We start from the raw sequence: 18,732 nt of genomic DNA on the forward strand, positions 1-18,732 counted from the left end.
GTAAAAATCTAATAATGGTTTATGGTTAAGAAAATAGCTGGGCTTCAGGCTAGTTTTGTTGGGGCCTCTTCCTAACTTTGACTGACTGGAACAACATATTATTATGAGAATACTTTTGTTTTTAGGCTGGCTCATGTTGGGTGTTGAAATGGTTTCTGCCGCGGATCTGGGGCTTAGATACTATGACAGCATTAAAAAAACTTATAAACCGCTTCAAGTTATCGAAAAAGACGGTGTTACTATTTCTAAAGACTGTCTCAAATCTGGAAAAATGAAATGCCAGGCTTGGGATGCCGTCCGGAATAAGAAGGCGCTCACCCCCACTCCCGGAGTTGGTGTTGTTGGTAATCCGGCGGCTCGATACTGCCACGACTATAATGCGAACAACCTGATCGTCTTGGATGCAAAGAAGAACGAGTATGATTATTGCGTCTTTTCTGACGGCTCCATGATTGATTCCTGGTCTTTGTATTATAAGCATTTTAAAAAGTAGAGGGTTTTCTTGTGAAGATGCTTCTTTCAATCATTTTACTTATTTCTCAGAGTGTTTTTGCAGCAGACGGCTTAAATCCATTTAAGTTTCAGTATGCAGTTGAGCCTGGGACACAGTCTCAGATCACAAACATGCCCAGAGTGCGCAGCCAGGATTCCTTTGGGATTTGTTATGCTTTTGCGGCATCGGTACTTTACGATCAAGCAAGCTGTGTTGAAAATGAAATCGCTGACTGTGGATCCTTGCCGGATGAAAGCCGTGTGTCAGCGGTGGATATGGCGAGATTCAGTGTCAATCTGCCTGACGGGTTAGATTCAAGAGACAAATTCAATTATGAAGAGCTGCGCGAGGGTGGAAGTGCCGCATTGGCATTAGATAACTCCCTGGGAGTCCTGCACAATGCAAGTGAATCGTGTGCACCTTTTGATCAACTTGTGGCTAAAGTGAAGAACCCCAACGAAGCGCAAAAAATTGAATTGGCTATGTGGAAACGATTTCAAGATAGCTATGAGACCTATAAGAAGAAGTCCAAAGAATGTGCTGCTTGCGGATTGGAATACGCGACAGCAAAATCGCAGGAACTCAAAGACAAGTTTAATCTTAAAACTTCAAACCAAGAAATTCTCCAGGCATTTGCACAAGATACCTATGGAAAGTTCCTAGATAGACTTCTTGTGCCGGAAGAGTGCTGGGAGTTTAAGAAGGGACTTTCTCTACTTGGTGGTTGGGGCGTAAGCATTTACCCCAAATCAGGTGAAAAATCAGATTACAACAAAATGCTCGCCATGATCAAAAAGAACCTTGCAAACAAAAGGCCCATGGCGTTTGGCTTTTGCACCCAAGAACCTCTTACCGTAAAGAGCATAAAAGCGTGTAATGAAGCGACAAATGCATCTGGTACGATTACTGGTTTTGGTCATGAGGTCGTGATCAGAGGGTATAGACGAGTCTGTAAGGTCAATGCTGGCAAGACCACAAAAGAATGCTACGACGCAGTTCAGGTTCAAAACTCATGGGGTCAGTCCTGGCAGAATGAAAATGATGACGGATGGGTTGACGCAAAAGAACTTCTAGATCGCAGCTTCTACGGAACTCAGACTCTTACATGGCTTGAGAAATAGGCTCCAACTTAAACTTAACTACTCGATAATCGCGTTTCTCAAATCGTTCAAGTCAATTTTACTGCGACGAGGTTCTCGAGATCTTTGGTGAAGTAAATAGGTTATGAGTTATATTGCTTTTCCTGATCCAAATGTTGTTGCCGCTATTGATGCATTGGCTACCGAATTTGGTTTTAAAATAGTGGGTAGAGACTATGTTCATCATTCACAGATGGATGATCTAATGAAGTCATACAAAGATGATAGGTGGAGTTGGAGTCTGGCAAGACCCAATAGTGAAACTACAATGAATATATCAATGTATTACCCGAGCTACATGGTAGGAGTATCATTTGAGAATTCATCCCCTGATAAGAAGGGCAAAATGAGTACGCACTTCTTCTTTGTTAAGTATTTATCTGAGTACTTAAAAAATTGGCAGGACGCTCGAGCGTTGTCTGAAATTGCGGAAGAAAGTTCTTGGAAAGAAAAATGGCCATTATATTTAGAAGTGCTAAAGCGTCATCTACGTGCGGATCTAGCCTTGGTGGTTGAAGGTAGTCATTGGCCAAATATTGAATTCAACATTGAAGACTATGTCGAATCTGCCGCATTAGAAAGAATGTGTGAGGAAGGTAAGCACATGATCGAGCGAAAACCAGGAGCTTGGCTCCATTTTATTGATTTTTTCAAAAAGAGATAAAGTCTGAGTCTGTTGGTCTTCAATCTTTTACTTGGCTTGAACGATAGAATATAGCTTCAGGTCAATTACTCAATAATCGCGTTCTTCAAACCATTTAATTCAATAGTCCCAACTTTCCCTGGCTTGCCGGTTTGTCCGGCTCGGCCTGGTTTGCCTGGGGCTCCGTCTTTTCCATTGGCTGCTGGCTTACAGACTCTCTGGTCATCCAGAGATCCTGCCTTACCACCTTTGCCGCCTGCTTTTCCAGGGGCGCCTTGCCCCCCAAGTCCGCCCATGCCGGGCTTCAGCAACACTTTCAGCGTGAAATTAACGTGATTGTCGATTTGAACGAACAGATTGCCGGTGTCGCCACCGTCGGATCCATTTTCTCCGTCGGCTCCATTGGGACCATCCTCACCGTCTTCGCCATTTGTTGGCTGACTTACACAGCGAAGATTAATGATGCCACAGCGTGTCCGGCCTGAATAACGATCCTCTGTGCAGTCTTCGTCGCCATCCCATTCGCCGTCGTTACCGTCGTAACCATCGGTGGCTTTGCGGATACCAATGAGGTTTTCAATTTCTAAACCAGAGCGGCCATTTTTCCCTTTGGCCCCAGTCATATTGATCATCAAATAACCTGCGGCTTCTTTTGCCCTGATGACGATGGAGCCTCCCATCTTTTGTTGAGAAGAGCCCCAAACCTCATTGCCGCTGAAGTTCATAATCCTAACATTAGGTCGCGCGATAATTTTATTGGCCTCAATCGATAAAGGAAAACCTTTAGTTTGGACGATTGAATCGTCGTTCAGATAAAGTCTTCCCAGCTTCCAGATGGTGTCTTTATTTAAAATTACCGTGTCAGAGATAACAAGATCTGATGGAGCCAGAATTTTTTTGACAGCATTCAAGACCATCACTCCATTGCTGTTATAAGCAATTAATCTGAAATTGAGCTCACTTCCACCGAGCACGGAGATTAAGATCGGGGGGCTTGCTGTTGTTTCAACGGGCTCATCATTAAGGACAAGGTGAACTGTTAGTCCGTTTTTTTGGGGATATGTCACTTTAACGGAGTATTTGTTGGGGGCTTTGTCTTCAAGCAATTCGAAGGTGAAATCCTCAGCAGCAATTGTTTCCTTCTGAAGCTGTTCATTTTTTTTGCGCTCAAGCTCATCAGCAACGTCTTCTGCGGTGGGTGCTGCAGATGTTGCCTTCTTCGGATCATCTTTTTTAAACGCACATCCAGCCCCGCTCAAAAGTACGAAGGCTAGAATCATTAGAAAAAAGGATTTCGATTTTCTGCTTTTCATAGTCCAAACTTATAAATGTTTTGCTCACATTCTTCCACTGTCAGTATTCTAACGGGCAATCCTTACAAGCGATCTCAGTCAAAAAGCCTATCGTATTGGATTGTCTAAAAATTATACAGCTCCCGGGCCGGCCGGTACTCAAATATATGGAGTGCTTGTGTAATAGAGGTGCTATTTGAAAGTAGCTTACAGGCCCTCACAGCAGCATCTGGAGAAAGATTCAAAACAGGTATAAAGCCGTTCAGGATTCTCTGCACCCTTAGGCGAGTCAGTCCAGACATCGTTCGTCGATAAATCGCACAGAGGGTTCTTCAGCGATGAAGGCACATTTAAATGTGTGCACAGAATCTGGGTCGTTAAACCTGTTGTTTTTAAAGAAACTGAATTCGCCTGGGATTTTCTTATCCCCTTTGGTGAGCTCATAGATAACCGTAAACTTCTCGTCGTCTTCGTTGACGATATTCACGATTCGCACCTTATCCCTTCCTGAAAGGGTGATTTGGCTGGAGCCTTCATAGGTTTCAGACACAAGCTGAATATTAAGGCTCTGTGCTTTTTCAAGGCATGCATTGCTGCCAAAGCCTCCCATAGCGCCTAGTCTGATTGCGGTGACAAACTGCTTGGCTATTGTGGATGGCTTCATGTTGGCACAGTCTGCTTCAGTGAGGCCCTGCGATTGTACAGTGAATAGTAAAATGAATGAAAGTAATATCGCTCTCATGATTTCTCCTAAGTGCATCTGGCGACACATTGTTCGCCGACTAAATTAGCTTTTTTGCTCATGGTGCATCCGGGCTTGGTGTTACCTTTGTGGCGAATCAGATTTGATGTCCTCATAAAAGACAAAGGCAGAACACCGCCAGTCACCTTTGTCTTACAAGCTGCAATCGCAAGGGGACGTATTTTTCCCGCCAGTCCTGACATGGAAATATATTGCTTTGCTTGAACTCTGGAAATGGCAAGACTTCCAAGTCCAGCGCTCTGGATGATGTCGAAGTTAAGATACTTTGCAAAGTCACTTGGCAGATTATCGCAGTCGCGTGTCGATTTAAAACGATAGCCAATGCCCATCAGACGATTTAGTCCAAAAGGATCTTCGCCGACCCGGTCGATCATAAAGACGTGTCCTGACCAAGCTAGAACATCGCCGGATTTTAACGTCTCGTCTTTAGTAAAAGTCGGGGCACTAAAGCAAGAGTTTCTTGACGTAAATGAAGCGTACTCAGTGGAAGTAGCAGTGTTTGAAGCTGTTTTCGCATAAGGAGTCAAAGAAAGGCCGGCCGCGGACAGGGCAGTCGACACGAACGATGAACAATCAAGGCCCGTGAACGGAGCGCCCCTTGTGGAGTGAGTTTGCAAGATATTGATATTGCTACCGCTGATAGATGGCCAGCCTCCATAAGTGTATATTGGTGGAGCCTTGCGCATATCGCGGCACTGACTGTTATCGGGGCCATTCTGATCAATATAGTAATGGCTTCGGACCAGTTTGGTCTGATTTGCATTGGGGATGGTTCTAATCTTGTAGGAATGTCCCATATTTCCCCGAGCAGAACGGTAGGAAAGATATCCATCGATACTTGTCTGATATGTATAGGCAGGCTTCGAGATCGCGTCGCAGGATTGATACATCACAGCCATCGTTTTTAAAGCCCCTAAAAACGCCGGGGAGTATTGGGCCGCCAGGGGCTTTTGGATTTCAGTTACCGGAGAAGGCTGCTCAGGCGCACGACAGCTGGGGCAGTCATTGGCGTATCTTGCTTCTGACTCGCTCTTTTTAGCAGCCGGGGGAGTAGCTGGTGATGCATTGGCTGCTGTGAACTTAGCTATCTCTGCCGGGCTTAGTTTGCGGCCGTTCTCTGTGATAGTGATGTTCGGTCTTTTTAAGTCATAGTAGACCCAGGACTCCTTGCCTGCATGACGTCCCGTTTTGATACGAATTTTGATTCCAAGATGGCCTCCCGGGGTGCGCGCGGATTCAAGTAACTCAGCCCGATCCCCAGTTCCGATAGTCCCAACAACGCTTTTGGTGTCAGAGGCGGAAAAAGAAGGCTTTGACCTTAAATAAAACAGATCCTGGAAAGAGATATCTGCGCCCAGCGCAAAAGTCCCCGAAAGCATGAGTATTGAAAAAGGAAGGGCTCGTTTCATACCCAGGTCTTACTTCAAGATCTGTGACACTTCCTTTGTAAATTTATTCACATTTAGGGTCTAAAAGGGCAAACTTGGCGTAACAGGTGTGCAGTCCTTAGACACCCGTTGACGCCGGAGAAATCTAAAACTTACTTTGTACAGGTGGCCGTTGCATCAATGTTGTAAGTTTGGAACAGGATCCAGTCTCTTTTCCACATTGTAGTTTCGACGTCAGTGATTTTTCCATCAGGGCATTGTGCATGAAGCTTCTTATAAACTCGGATATCTTGCAGAGCCGCTTCATTCATAGAAGCTAGATTCAGAATTGCCACCTTGGTGGATTCCGCTTGTACTCTTTGACCGCTTGTAGTGACGGCTCCCCCAGAGTGAGACTGAAGACTTGTGCAGTTTGAAAGCAAAACAGCAGTGCAAAGCAAAAGTGCGGCACGTGACATATTGGTAATATTGGGTAGTTTCATCAGTTTCTCCTATTGTTGGTTTGTGCCAAAGGCTTTCTCGCAGGCTTCATAAACTTCTTTTTTATTTAATCCACAGTAATCAATTTGTCGGTAGTGACCACAAAGTGTTTTTAGTTCGCTTTTAAAGCTTTCCGCATTGCTTTGATCTGTCATTGTATCAAGTGATTCGATTCCTTTGGTGAGAACGACTTCAATATATGGGCTTGTTCCGATAATCTCAGTCTTCCCACGCTCGTCTTTCTCCCCAACTTTTGGGCATAAAGTAGATGGTTCTTCTTGTTCTCTCCAGGAATAGGCGTAAATATCTGATATGAAGTTTTGAGTCTGAGCCATGGCTTCATCGCAAATATTCAAACGACCACCGCGGAAAATGGCTTCAGTAACCGGATGTGCATAAGCTCCGTCTTTAGCAACACAATTGGAAAATACTTTGCAATTGTCGTAAATTCTCTTATAGGAATTCATCAGTTTTGCTGCATAGGGCAGTCTTAGGGGGCTAACCTCTGTATTGCTGCCAAATCCACCAACTGGACCGTAGATGTAAAAGAGCATCCAGGCACCCATTTCACCATCTCTTTCGGCGGAGATAGCCAGTTGCTCATTTTCAATGCGCAGATCGACTAATTCATGTGAAGTGCAGTATTTATAAGCTGGAGCTGGAGCTGGATAGATAGGCTCAGCTTTTTCATCTCTTTCAACACTATCTGAATTGCATCCTGATAGTACAAATGCAGTAAGCATTGCCGCAAGCGTTAACAAAATTACAGGCTTGTCGGATTTATTTTCTGAATATTTCATGTCATGGATCCTTAAAATCGCTATTACTTTAGGCGCTAAACAAGGTGCAAGTTATATACCACTATGTTTAGTTCGCAATCACTCGAAGATCTACGTTCGCCGGACTGTAAAGTCCGTGCCGTCGTTCTATCTCATCCAATAGTTGTCGTTTAAGCAGTTCACGATCTTCTTTAGCACAGTCGTCAGCCTTTCGTTTAACAACAAAATAAAGTGAAGCAACGCCGACTGCGCCGACCACGGTGATGGTTAATACTGCGGGGTTGGCAAATGAAAGACCCAATGCTGCCAATTCTAAAGACAAGGATTCGCGAACACCAGGTGTACGTAGTGCGACCGTTGCGGGCAGAATCGCCATGTTCACGATCTGCAGACCATCCTTGAGGCTTTTGAGATCCTTGCACGAAATGGCCGATCTGCTAAGGCCATAATAGTAGTTCTGCTGCCCTGAAGAAACACAGCCTTCAAACAAGATGCCCTCGTCGTTTGCAAGTGCTGGTTGCGCCAGAAAGGCAACTGCTAAAGAGATAAATAATACCAAGTACTTCATAACCATGTCCTTTTTAGAAGAATGTATAAACCAGTTTAATTCTTAAAGACTTCAAAGGAAACGAGCCGCCCTGATCTCGTTTAACAAGATCGAAAGTCGCTAGAGCAGCTGGTTGAGAAAAGATTGGGGAATACAGCAGAACGTTTGTTCTGTCGCGCAAGAGTAAGCCCAAAATTCCTTTTACTGACTCGTCGCGAATAAGACGCGAATTAATAATATCGCTCCCTATAAACTGATAAGACGAACCCCAGGTATGCAAACGGTTTGTGGTACGATATGTAAAGTTATGAATTGACCCGTCAGCCCCTTCTAAGGTGCCCGCCCCTCCGTGAGAGACCTCTAGGAATGTCTTCTGAACACTTCCTGTACCGGAAAGGTTTTCGTCAAAGCGAGTTTGTTCAAGTTCAATATCTGCGATCCGTAGGTTCTTCTGGTGACCACCAAAAAACTCTTTGTTTAAATGAATTTTCGTTGATCCAAAAGTGTTGAGATCTAGAATCTGCTTTTCATTTAACTCGACATAAACCGCATCTTTGCGCACAAGCATCGTCGGTGAGGCGCTGTGGAACTTGTTGTCCAGGGATAGAACTATTTTATGTATGAAAGACATATAAAAACTCTTCATAAGACGAACGGATTCTTCTAGTGACTCAGATGCAGAAGCCAATTCCATAGTTTTTTCTTTCAAAAGTTCAAAATGTGATGACTGTGGAAGGGGCTCTAACGTTGTATATTCATAAGCTTTGATCACCTCGTTGTAGACATATAGAAGTCTTTCTGTCGACGTATCTTGAATAGACCGAACAAGGTTCCGCAGTGTCGAATCCCCCAAGTTCGCCAATGCCAGATATTTATCCTGAGCAACCAGTGACAAAGCGATGGATTGCTCGATCAAGGCAGAGGAGTTGGCGATATCTTGCAAAGTCTCCTGCAGTTTGTGGTACACCTCTGCTCTTTGTTTAACAATTCTCTCTAGATCTGCAGCAGCAGCTTTAAAGAACTGGTCGGAATTCTTGATTCTCTCAATCTCTTGTTGCAGCTCGTCCTCAGGGACGACAGCTCCAGTGAAGCCTTTGCTGATTTCAGTCATCTTTTCAAAGACAGGAGTCACTTCTTCTTTAAGCTTGTTAAGATAATCGATTTTTTCCTGAAGGCTCTTGTCTTCAAGATTTGAAATCTTCATTTTATTTAGCAGAGCATCGAAACTGGAGCGAGATTTAGTCAAATTCTCTTTGGAAAATGCCTTCTCCCAGTCGGCTTTGGCTTTTGCTCCGTAGGCGATGTAGTCCGCAACGCTGCCGGAAGTCGGAACATCGGCAAGATAGTCCATCACCGTTCCAGCGGCGGCCAAGGTCGGCTGCCCTGCCGGGATCACTTTGGATAGAGACGCCAATACTTTAATGTTCTGCCTTAAGGAGTCCCATTGATGTTTTCTGGCGACATTATTCTTTGCTTGTTCTTCAATTTGTTTATTCAGACTTAACAACAAACGATCATAAGCGGCCTCGTTATTCTTGAGGCTGATTCGCATGCCTTCGAGCTCGTTGATAGAGGAAATTCTGATGTTTTGCTTGTCGGACTCTGCGTTGATAATCTTGTTTTGCTGTTGGACTAATACCGCCAGGTGATTGCGGCTAAGTTGCTTTTTGTCCAGCAAATCAAGAATCTTCGCCGTCAGATAGTAGTTTGTTAGTGCCATATCAATCTCTGAATCAAGCTGTGTTAGTCCGAAGTCCAAGGTGTACAATGGCGCCTCTTTGTAGGAACGGCCAAAGTAATCCTGTTGCAGGTTGATTCGATTCAGCAGAAGCGCATATCGGGCCCCAACTTCAAGATAGTGACTGGAGTACTCTTTTGAAAGACCGCGCATGCTTGAAAGGTCCTCTTCGAGAACTTTTTTTACAAAGGTGAAGTTTTTTGCGATATATCTGTCGCGAATTAGTTTAAGACGAGATTTATAGAATGGCTCGGAGTGTGTTAAGCGAGGAAGGGACTCGGCCGTCGCTGTTCCGAAGCTTGCCGCTTTAAGGGGAGAGGTTGGAGAGACGGCATCTTTCCCGTTCTGCGTGGCCTTGTTTTTGATGAGTACATATCTGGGATTGACTGTGAAGTTGTCCTGTACTGCCCACATCGCGGCGTATTGAGGTGATCCGGCTTTTCCACCCTTATACACGCCTGCCTCCTTGCCAGACTTCCCTGGCGCAACGCTGGCAATTGTGTCTAAAGCTGAACCAGTCACACGTTCACCGTTAATCATATTTGCCACAACGATCACAGTACCTCCCTGACCACCAGCTCCTGGATGACCACCGGGTACCGCATCGCCCCCGTCAGAAGGCCATTGCTGTGCGCCTCGGGCAGGCGTTCTCTGTCCCCCAACGCAGTTCTTTCCTCCAGCGCGTCGCAGGACTTCTTCTTTGGTTCTAACAATTTCCGGGTTACAAGTGGGTGATTCATGCAGAGCCTCGCGATAAACGACGCCATAAGATATTCCCATTTCAGTTATGGATTCAAAAGCTGGAATGCTAACGCCGTCAGTGCCAGAGCGGCCACCACCGGCATCTTGTCCCTTGCCACCTTCCGCAATAAGTCTTTTCATGCTCTTATCGCCGTGAGTGATAATCTCGTTTGCGGCGATTTGGATATGACCTCCCGTATAACCTTCGTTTCCGTCTATACCTTGAGTTCTTTCTTTGAGAGGTTCTTGGATCGGACTTTTGGAATTTGGTGTGACCTCGATTACACCGTCATCTTCAAAAACAATTATTTCTGCATTCAGTGAAACTCTTGTGTGTGGCAAATAGATCTTGTTTTTGATGATGATTCGTTTTGCGTCTACTTTTACTGAAAAAATTGAATTGATACTTTTCCCCGCGGATACTGAGCTCGGGCTATACAGGTTAAAGGGTGCTTCATTGGCATCCAACACGACTTCTGTACCCGCAATGGAGATATTATTAGCGGTGCCATCTTGAAGTACGCCATTCAACTCCACCTTCGAAGGCTCTTTTGTAATGGTAATTGAATTATATTGATCCAGCGTAAGATCGGATGGTTTGGCCTCAGACTCTGTTAGGGCAGACGCTGATTTCAGAGTTAAAGTACCTGAGTTGTTCGATCTACTGCAGGCGGTGGCTATGGCTGCTATAACCACAAACGAAATTATGCGCATCTTCTTGTCCATTTCATCCTCCGACGAAAAATGTAATGGACCTTTTCTAAGGCAAAGGTTCTCGCTTTAGAACAGCATGTTGTTTTTGTAATATTTCGTATTCATTTTTATATCAAGAGGCTCCTTCAAGCGTGTATCGAACCTCAATCAAATAAAGCGAGCTACAAAAGATTATACGCCAGTATAATTTGGTCCAATCAGCAAACAGGGTGTCCGAAGTTCGATAATAGTATCTGTTTCTGAGCTTAGAAGAAGCGGTATGACGCTTGCTCTAGCTATTGCAGAAGACTTCGGAAAACATCAAAACCTGTTTGTTTAGATTATAAAGGCATAGCAAGGCGAAAAATGTTGGCCCTGTCTAATTTGCTGACAGAACAAAGGACTCAAATGAAGCAAAGTTCAATTGCAACACAGCTTAACAGGGCCATCCACTTTGCAGGAAGACTGCAGAAAGATATTGCCCATCAGTCCGATATCACCGAGGCCACACTAAGCCGCTTTCTAAGCGAAAAAACGGACATCAAGCTAACCACCTTCACGGCGATTCTGGCTTGTTTGAAAATTGATCTTGCGGCTGTTCTGCATAAAGAGATCAACAAGGCGTCGGGTCTTCAGGAAGATTCAGAAAGTACGGACGTTGACCGACTTCTGGAGCTGCTGCCGAAGAATAAAAGAAGAAATGCAATCGAACATCTGTTGGCTTTATCCAAAGGGACCAAGTCTTACGAGGTTTCAAAAATTCGAAAAAAAATGGAAGAAACGCTTAATAAATAAGGAGCAATCATGTACGTAAAAAATTATGCCCTTGCAAATACGGTTCTGGGGTCACCAAGAACCACGTTGAAGGGATTGGGGTCAGTGACCTTTAAGGAAGAGCATGTTCGTGAGGTGGCAGAGTCACTTCTTATGCGTTCGATTTTGGGTCTGGTTGAGCTGAACGGATTTGAACCTCGAACTGAGTGGGTTCTCAGTCGTCTGATCTGGGCAGAAAGCGAAGACGTGGATTTCGCCCTTCAGAATCTTCACGAATTTGGAATGCTGCTAAAAGGCTCAGATGGTCGATATATTTCTGTTGATATCGACTTTGATGACTATCTTTCACACCTGGACAGTCTTTCAGCCCAGTATCTGTTTTCAACAGAGCTAGGCCAATTGATACGAAATAATCCCGAAGTCATTAACACTCAAGCTACTGGTACCTATCTATGGACAGAGGAAATTTATCATAAATTTACTACGGGCCTTCAGATTTTAATCACCCAGGCCAACAAAGAGGCGGCATTAACTAATACCGAGAAAGATATGCTTGTGGGCTTTAATTTCTCGATGACAGAAGTGACTCGTCCTGTGCCTTCAAAGAATGGAAAGAAAGGTGAATAGTATGAAAGCGGCATTTTTGTTTCTTATGACCATGATTTTTGTTTCTGTGACTTGGGCGGGAGGCACTGGCTCAGGCTCAACAGGCGGCACTCGCCCGACAATGAATAGCTTGGAAAGTATGAAGTCTGTGGACGCGGTTAAGTTCCGCAACTTCAATAAAGGAAAAGTTGAGTTCTATTTCAAAGACAGGAATATTCCGAAGGCCGAGCTTTATGAGGTCAAACTTGAGGAAATCGATAACAAGTATATTGAGGCCCTGCAAAAGTCAGCGGAAAGTAAATCTTGGCAACCGGTTTTCCCAGAGAAGGATTAGAGCTTTTAAGGATGTAACGAGTCCTGCAAAGACCTGTATCTATTCTGAATCTTTTTCCAGATATTACTATTGGGGCCGGTGATACCGTCTATGCCTATGGACTCGGTTGAACCGGCAATACCTCTGAATCTATTTTGATAGTGTTGTCCCCCAGGAAGAAATCGTGCCAAGTCAGGATTGCGCGCAGCAACTGTGGGGACATTCTGCTTTCCGACCGTCTTTGAGTTTTCTTCCATCTGAAGCTTTTCGTACCGTTTATCGGCGGACGCAGCGCCGCCACCGTAGAACCCACTTAGAACTGCAGGCTCCTTGGAGTTCTTCGCCTTCAGTCGTTTAATCAAGCCGGGCTGCAGATGTGGCGAAGAAAGGTTTGCACCCTGCCCTTGCTGCCCATCAACGGGCTCCTCTCCTCCTGAAGAGGTCGGCCATGAAGTGATAATGTGCGGCTTCTTTTCGTCTCTTAGCGGCGTTGCCTGTACCTGCGGTTTTAGCCTTGCGGTTGAATTTATGTTAGAGGGTAGATCAACTTGGTTGTCTGCCTGCCTTTTGCAAATGGGATTCGTCGGTGTTTTGCTGCAAATGCAGACGGTTTGTTCTGCCATCTCTGGATTGTTGCAGTCCATTTTAGGCAGGTTTGCGCATCCGGGATAGTCCGGGTAGGTTGAGCAGATTTCTGCAGTCGCTGCCGCCCCGTTGGTAAGCAGGGCGCAGGACTGTGAGTTCGCGTGCATTTCGGAATAGTTTTGTGCGGCTGCAGATGCCTGACCCATTTTTGAGGAAAATCCCTGGCAGGAAGATAGGTTTCCGGCCATGGCGGTTCGGGCTTCACCGGCTAGGCGTGCAGATTCCGCTCCGTTGTTGCACTTGGGGGTGAGCTGTGCTGAGCAGGCTGTTGAACAAGTGGTGATCGCATTCCCACACAAAAGACGATAAGACATAAGAGCTGCATTAGCTGCCTTTGCCAGGTTGGCCATTTTAGTGCAACTCTCCCGAATCCCCATGGCACTTTTCTGACCAGCATATAATGTCAATTGGGCGGCCATGTTTGCAACGTTGCTCATGGCGGAGTTGTTTTCGTCACACGAACTAGCGGCTTTTAATGTTGCCTGCTCGCATGCATTCACCTCGGCGTCGAAGTTTTCCAAGCATTGGGTATCTGCGCTTTCGGTTGGGGCGTTGGCGCCTGAGTCTTCATCTTTATCGTCATCCTTTTCGCCGGTGGCTTTGGATTTTTCATCGTCTGGTCGGCCGGGGAGCGTTCCAAAGAGTCCATGCCCATCGTCCGGTGGTGTTGGCTCAGGAGCGGGTTCTTCTCTTCCCTTCCCGCTGTCGTAATTTTGAGATGGGTTTCTCTCTTCCATTGAACACAGCCGATAGCACAACCTAAACTCATCTTGTCTTCGCTGTATATCATCATACTGTAAGACCCTTTGATCACACTCTTTCACGCATTGCTGACTACCAAAGGCAACATTTGAAAAAATAAAAACGGCATTGGAAAGGAGCGCCGATAGAAGAAGTGTTCGTTCATACTTCATGCTCTACCTATCGGCATGACACCTGTTCTGCCTAAGAGGTTTATAAACATTTCGTTTTTACAAGGTTCTGTTTTCAATTGATTCATGTCTATAAATAGTTCACTGAAAATCGTTTAAATCAGTTGTCACTTTAAACAGTACTAAGTTTTGTGTATATAGAGCGGATTCGGAGAATTTGTGATGAAAAAAATTGTAATATCCTTGAGTCTGATTTTATTTCTGGGCTGTAATGAAGCTCGTCACGAGGGCATTAGTTTTGAAGAAACTAACGGAAGTATTATAGGTGGAACTAGAACAGATCCGATGTCTATCCCGGCTCGATCAACGGTTTATGTCGGCTTGGCGTACTATAAGAATGGTAAGCCTGTTCATGAGGCTAGATGTTCAGGAGTTCTTATATCCAAGAGGGCTATTCTAACTGCTGCACACTGTGTTGATGGTGTCACTGGGGTAGAATACGACGAAATGCATATCTATGTAGCGTTTGGAGCGGATAATTCTAAGCCATCCAATGTTACCTTATGGTGGACGTCCGGCGTAAAGATCCATCCTGACTATTCAGCAGAGGTTGCTTTTCGCAGGGGAGCACCCCACGATATTGCGGTGGTTACAATTGCCAAGGATGCTCCTGCCCCCTTTGTACCAGCCACAATATTTAAAGACTTTCAATCACTGGAGCTAGGCGAAAGACTTCTTATTTTGGGATATGGTCTTATTTCTGCTAATCCCCGAACAAAAGCAACATATCTGAAGTCAGTTTCGCTTCCATTGGCAGGCATCCTACACAACAGCTTAGAGGTTCGTGGGACGGCTGAAGAGAACGTCTGTGGAGGTGATTCCGGAGGACCTATCTTCGTTCTCAGAGATGGCAAACCTTATTTAATAGGAACGTCAGTAGGAGAGATGTTTATCGACGACCGATTGCCTTCATGCACCCAGCGTGCGGTTATCACCCGTCTTGACTACGTGAAAGTGAAAGACTTCATTGCGCCGTATATTCAACAGTGAGCTTAGGACTCTTCTATGAAAAGAATTATAGTATTTTTGACTTTGATTTTATCCGTGGGCTGTAATGAAGCCCCTCACGAGAGCATTAGTTTTGAAGACACTAACGGAAGTATTATAGGTGGGATCAGAGAGGACGCAGCTTCTTTGGCAGCACGCTCTACGGTTTATGTTGTAATAGGACTTTATAAGAACGGCAAGATTGTTCATGAGTCTCGGTGCTCTGGCGTCCTTATATCCAAGAGGGCTATTCTAACTGCTGCACATTGCGTTGATGGTAATGATGGAGTTGATTACGATAAGCTAAAGACTGTTGTCGCATTTGGAGCTGATATTTCTGTTCCATCTAATATTACCGTATGGGCGACGTCCGAGGTAAAGATCCATCCTGACTATTCTAAAACTGGAGACCCTCATGATCTTGCGGTCCTCACAATAGCCAAAGATGCTCCTGCTCCCTTTGTGCCAGCCAAGATATTTACAGATTTCCGATCATTGGAGTTGGGTGAAAGACTTCATGTTCTGGGATATGGTCTTAGTTCTATTAATCCTCGAACAAAACCAACATATCTCAAATCAGTTTTTCTTCCATTGGCAGGCATCCTGCACAACAGTTTCGAGGTTCGTGGGACGGCTGAAGAGAACGTCTGTGGAGGTGATTCCGGAGGACCTGTCTTCGTTCTCAGAGATGGCAAACCGTATTTGATAGGAACCTCCGTGGCTGAGATCTTGATCGACGACCGATTGCCTTTATGCACCCAGCGTGCGGTAATTACCAATCTTGACTATGTTAAAGTGAAAGACTTCATTGGTCCCTTCTTATGAAACTAGCTTGTGCTGCTGGAGCGGTTCTGCAACGGGGCTCCGGCGAAGATCTACTGCGCTCGACAGTAAGGCAACGAGCGCGTATAGTTCAGAATCGCCCTTTTATTCGCCCTCGTCTGCGCGACCAACCTTTTGGGGTTGTCAATTAGTGGCTGCCAATATCGACCCAATCCACGATTACTACCTGTTCCAATATAGGGTGAAGAGTCCAAATACATTCGCATCGTCTTGATCGCGCAATCAATGTTTTTCTTGTCGTTAAAGGTGTCTGCTGTGGTTTTTAATAAGCCACAAGAATCACCTTTAGACATGCTGAAGAGTCCATTGCTGCTAACCCCAAAATGCTCCATATATGTCGCCGTGGATCTAAAGCCACTTTCAATTTCTGACAGTTTCGATGCGAACTGAAGCCAGAAGGCGCGTCGTTGACTGAGAGTTAAATTATTCCAGTTGGGGCAATAGCTCGTGGCATCTTTCGGATTGTAGTTGGCCAGGCCCTCTCGATCAATGGCTTCAAGTGTGTAGGTGGACCATGTTTGGCTTTTGTCATGATAGTGCCAAACCGGCAAGGCCGTTCCCAAAGGTGGCTTAGGTCCGTCATAGCTTGATTCGCAGTTTGTGCAAGAGCTGCCAGAACCAAAGCGGCCGGAAAAAAAGGACCCTATCTTAGAACCTGCCATTGAGAAAAGATTCAAGGCCTTTGACATCGCAGAGGAGCTTTCAGGAGTGAACAAATTCGATGCAACTCCGATGAACAGAATAAGCAGGACATGTCTTGGAACTGACTTCAATCTGCATCTCCCGTTTTTTTACAATATGGCAGGGAACGCAGGTGCTTTTTCAAGGCTTTCTGACTGGCGAAGGTCCAATCGCGATCATAGATGGGGTTAGGTACAAATATCTGCCAGTTACCTCCAAGCCCTTTGATTCCGTCATGCCCACCGATGGCATTGGTGTGTACCAACCAATACTTCATTGTGTACACCCCACACCGAAGATTCTTTTGGGGGTCCAGTGTGTCTGCTCTGGATTTCAAGTAGCTACATTGAGTGGTCGACATCGCCAATAGGCCGTTGCTTTCCTGGCCTGCCGCCGCACCTTTGTCGTGGTGAACCATCGACGGATTTAAAACACTCTCTATTTCGGCCATTTTTGAAACCATGTTCAGCCAAAAGTTCTTGCGTTCGGCCAACGTTAGACCTTTCCAATTCGGGCAGTAATAAGCAGCATCTTTTGGGTTTAGATTTGCCAGTCCTTCTTTTTCGATGGCCTCCATGGTGTACTGAGTCCATTTTTCACCATCTGGGTGCTCGGCCCATACGGGAAGGCCCGATCCTTCGGGCGGCTTCGGTCCGCGATATTGAGCGACACAGTCAGTACACGAGCTCGAGGTGCCCAGGGCTTTTCCGAAAAGTCCCTTTATGTTTGAGCCAAGTGTGGAAAAGAAACTTAAAGCCTTCGCCATTGCAATGGCTTCCATAGGCACACTTTGTACCGTCAAAGTAAGAGCCAATAGCAGGACAACTTTTTTCATTATCTGGTGCCATCCACTTCGGATGTAGGTGCTGAGGGATCTACGAACTCGTAGTCACTGTCTTTGGGTGTTGCGTCTTCTGAGCTTGTCCCCAATGCAATAAACTTCTTTTGCTCTGGGCAGTAGAAGCAATTATTTGCTTTTTCCAATGGGGAACATTCTCCGGCATTTTTATAAGATTGCAGATTAGGATCAGCCAATAAAGTCGATGGAGTCAGAATTAAAAGAGCAAGCAGAAGTCGACACATTTTTAACCACCTTATGTAAACTAGAATATATTCATACCTCGGTCGGTGTCTAAAAAAAACTTTTGGCAGGACCAATTTACTGAGGTGATAATCTAAACATCAAAGGATTGATGATGTTTAGATTTTTCGCTTTTGTTTTTGTTCTTATTGTAACCTGTTCAGCGTCCGCAGTTGTCGATACGTCCACCGGTTCTTTCGTGCATTCATGGACTGACTTCGAAGGGCGTGGGATGGATCTTAGGCTAAGTCTTGTCAGGACTTATCATAGCCGCTCCAATCATCGTGGGTGGTTTGGTTATGGCTGGTGCACAGGCTTAGAAACAAACCTGAAGAGAAGCGAAGATCTTCTTGAGATAAACTACTGTGGTGATGGACGTGTGGCCGTATTTAAAGCCGAAGGTTCACAGTTTAAAGGGGCCCTGGCGTCTGATGGAATAGTTAAAAAGGTGGACTCAGTCTACAAACGAACTTTGCCCGATGGAACTATAGAGACCTTTAATTCTGAAGGAGCTCTTGTCGAAATCCGCAAGGGAAAGCTCTTCATTCAGGTAAAGTATAATAGTAAAGGTGTCCCTTCCGAGATTACTGACAGCGGTGGGCGCTTGGTCAGCATACTTTCAAATTCCCAGGGAAATATTTCCCTTATCCAATTCCAGCTCAACGCCAAAGGCAAAGATATCAAACCGGTGACCATTGGGCAGTACTCTTATGTCGCCGATAATCTTGTCGAAGCGAAGAACGCCTGGGGTAACACTTATACATATGAGTACGACAAAAAACACAATATGATTGGCGCAAAATGGCCAGGAGAAAAGTCTGTCACGATATCTTATAATAATAGTGATTGGGTTCAATCTGTCAGCGGAACGGAGATCTGCAAAGAATTTTATTCTTATAAATTGGACAACTCTCGAAAGCCGCCTCGTTATGCCGTGACTGTGAAGAAGGACTGTCCTGATGGGGTCAAGATTGAGCGCGCCTATGCTTACACCTATGCATTGGATAACAGCCGCATCGTTGCCGCAGACTATGATGAAAGCGGCGTGAAGCGAGAATACGTCTATGAGGGCGACAATGTGGTCAAGGTTGTGGAACATCGCGGAGTGTTCCGTTTCACTTAGTTTGACCGGGTTCGTTTCAGATACTTTGACCACCTGATTTTTGAGGGTTTA

Annotated in this window: 20 protein-coding genes; 9 read left to right on the plus strand and 11 right to left on the minus strand. The window is 45.2% G+C overall.

Translation table 11 applies throughout. The annotated features are described in order from the left end of the window. The first annotated feature begins 103 nt into the window (after positions 1–103). From ACZ5ZV_RS00375 to ACZ5ZV_RS00385, 3 genes are all read left to right on the plus strand, one after another. Positions 104–493, plus strand: coding sequence for a DUF333 domain-containing protein (locus ACZ5ZV_RS00375; protein WP_464119239.1), 390 nt, complete (start codon positions 104–106; stop codon positions 491–493). Positions 494–510: 17 nt separating this feature from the next. Beyond that, positions 511–1,614, plus strand: a complete 1,104-nt coding sequence (locus tag ACZ5ZV_RS00380) for a C1 family peptidase (RefSeq protein WP_464121440.1) — start codon at positions 511–513, stop codon at positions 1,612–1,614. Positions 1,615–1,717: 103 nt separating this feature from the next. Further along, a complete protein-coding gene (locus ACZ5ZV_RS00385) occupies positions 1,718–2,296 on the plus strand; it encodes a hypothetical protein (RefSeq protein WP_464119240.1) in 579 nt (192 codons plus the stop codon). Between the two features lie 65 nt (positions 2,297–2,361). On the opposite strand, the gene ACZ5ZV_RS00390 is transcribed toward ACZ5ZV_RS00385, so the two are convergent. The 7 genes from ACZ5ZV_RS00390 to ACZ5ZV_RS00420 form a co-directional block, all read right to left on the minus strand. Then, positions 2,362–3,588, minus strand: coding sequence for a hypothetical protein (locus tag ACZ5ZV_RS00390; RefSeq protein WP_464119241.1), 1,227 nt, complete (start codon positions 3,586–3,588; stop codon positions 2,362–2,364). A 268-nt stretch (positions 3,589–3,856) separates the two neighbouring features. Next, positions 3,857–4,309, minus strand: a complete 453-nt coding sequence (locus tag ACZ5ZV_RS00395) for a hypothetical protein (protein ID WP_464119242.1) — start codon at positions 4,307–4,309, stop codon at positions 3,857–3,859. An 8-nt stretch (positions 4,310–4,317) separates the two neighbouring features. Next, a complete protein-coding gene (locus tag ACZ5ZV_RS00400; protein ID WP_464119244.1) occupies positions 4,318–5,739 on the minus strand; it encodes a hypothetical protein in 1,422 nt (473 codons plus the stop codon). Between the two features lie 131 nt (positions 5,740–5,870). Beyond that, positions 5,871–6,200: a hypothetical protein gene (locus ACZ5ZV_RS00405; RefSeq protein ID WP_464119246.1), complete on the minus strand. Its 330-nt coding sequence runs from the start codon at positions 6,198–6,200 to the stop codon at positions 5,871–5,873. A gap of 9 nt (positions 6,201–6,209) precedes the next feature. Continuing rightward, entirely contained in the window at positions 6,210–6,998 is a 789-nt protein-coding gene (locus ACZ5ZV_RS00410) for a hypothetical protein (RefSeq protein WP_464119248.1), read from the minus strand. Positions 6,999–7,065: 67 nt separating this feature from the next. Further along, a complete protein-coding gene (locus ACZ5ZV_RS00415; protein WP_464119250.1) occupies positions 7,066–7,545 on the minus strand; it encodes a hypothetical protein in 480 nt (159 codons plus the stop codon). A gap of 13 nt (positions 7,546–7,558) precedes the next feature. Then, positions 7,559–10,729, minus strand: a complete 3,171-nt coding sequence (locus ACZ5ZV_RS00420; RefSeq protein ID WP_464119251.1) for a hypothetical protein — start codon at positions 10,727–10,729, stop codon at positions 7,559–7,561. Between the two features lie 375 nt (positions 10,730–11,104). Between ACZ5ZV_RS00420 and ACZ5ZV_RS00425 the strand changes: the two genes are divergently transcribed. Genes ACZ5ZV_RS00425 through ACZ5ZV_RS00435 form a run of 3 tightly spaced genes read left to right on the plus strand, consistent with a single transcriptional unit; the run spans position 11,105 to position 12,410 of the window. Beyond that, positions 11,105–11,491, plus strand: coding sequence for a helix-turn-helix domain-containing protein (locus tag ACZ5ZV_RS00425; RefSeq protein WP_464119253.1), 387 nt, complete (start codon positions 11,105–11,107; stop codon positions 11,489–11,491). Positions 11,492–11,500: 9 nt separating this feature from the next. Beyond that, entirely contained in the window at positions 11,501–12,097 is a 597-nt protein-coding gene (locus ACZ5ZV_RS00430; RefSeq protein ID WP_464119255.1) for a hypothetical protein, read from the plus strand. Between the two features lies 1 nt (position 12,098). After that, on the plus strand, positions 12,099–12,410 hold the full coding sequence (locus ACZ5ZV_RS00435) for a hypothetical protein (RefSeq protein ID WP_464119257.1): 312 nt from the start codon (positions 12,099–12,101) through the stop codon (positions 12,408–12,410). A gap of 5 nt (positions 12,411–12,415) precedes the next feature. Here the strand turns inward: ACZ5ZV_RS00435 and ACZ5ZV_RS00440 are convergent, their stop codons facing one another. Further along, complete coding sequence (locus tag ACZ5ZV_RS00440; protein ID WP_464119258.1) at positions 12,416–13,948, minus strand: hypothetical protein; 1,533 nt, start codon at positions 13,946–13,948, stop codon at positions 12,416–12,418. 180 nt (positions 13,949–14,128) lie between these two features. Here ACZ5ZV_RS00440 and ACZ5ZV_RS00445 point away from each other — a divergent pair, with 180 nt between their 5' ends. Continuing rightward, positions 14,129–14,956, plus strand: a complete 828-nt coding sequence (locus ACZ5ZV_RS00445) for a S1 family peptidase (protein ID WP_464119260.1) — start codon at positions 14,129–14,131, stop codon at positions 14,954–14,956. 15 nt (positions 14,957–14,971) lie between these two features. Next, positions 14,972–15,778: a S1 family peptidase gene (locus ACZ5ZV_RS00450; protein WP_464119262.1), complete on the plus strand. Its 807-nt coding sequence runs from the start codon at positions 14,972–14,974 to the stop codon at positions 15,776–15,778. Between the two features lie 50 nt (positions 15,779–15,828). Here ACZ5ZV_RS00450 and ACZ5ZV_RS00455 read toward each other — a convergent pair whose 3' ends face one another. From ACZ5ZV_RS00455 to ACZ5ZV_RS00465, 3 genes are read right to left on the minus strand one after another with little or no spacing between them, the layout of a single operon-like run. Next, a complete protein-coding gene (locus tag ACZ5ZV_RS00455; protein WP_464119264.1) occupies positions 15,829–16,569 on the minus strand; it encodes a hypothetical protein in 741 nt (246 codons plus the stop codon). After that, a complete protein-coding gene (locus ACZ5ZV_RS00460) occupies positions 16,566–17,312 on the minus strand; it encodes a hypothetical protein (RefSeq protein ID WP_464119265.1) in 747 nt (248 codons plus the stop codon). Before ACZ5ZV_RS00460 ends, ACZ5ZV_RS00455 begins: the two co-directional genes overlap by 4 nt. Beyond that, on the minus strand, positions 17,312–17,560 hold the full coding sequence (locus ACZ5ZV_RS00465; RefSeq protein WP_464119266.1) for a hypothetical protein: 249 nt from the start codon (positions 17,558–17,560) through the stop codon (positions 17,312–17,314). The genes ACZ5ZV_RS00460 and ACZ5ZV_RS00465 overlap by 1 nt, the downstream gene beginning before the upstream one ends. A 113-nt stretch (positions 17,561–17,673) precedes the next feature. Here ACZ5ZV_RS00465 and ACZ5ZV_RS00470 point away from each other — a divergent pair, with 113 nt between their 5' ends. Further along, positions 17,674–18,681 (plus strand): DUF6531 domain-containing protein, encoded by a 1,008-nt coding sequence (locus ACZ5ZV_RS00470; protein ID WP_464119268.1) that lies wholly within the window; start codon positions 17,674–17,676, stop codon positions 18,679–18,681. Positions 18,682–18,732 lie beyond the last annotated feature (51 nt).

The organism is Bdellovibrio sp. HAGR004, from assembly GCF_055397015.1.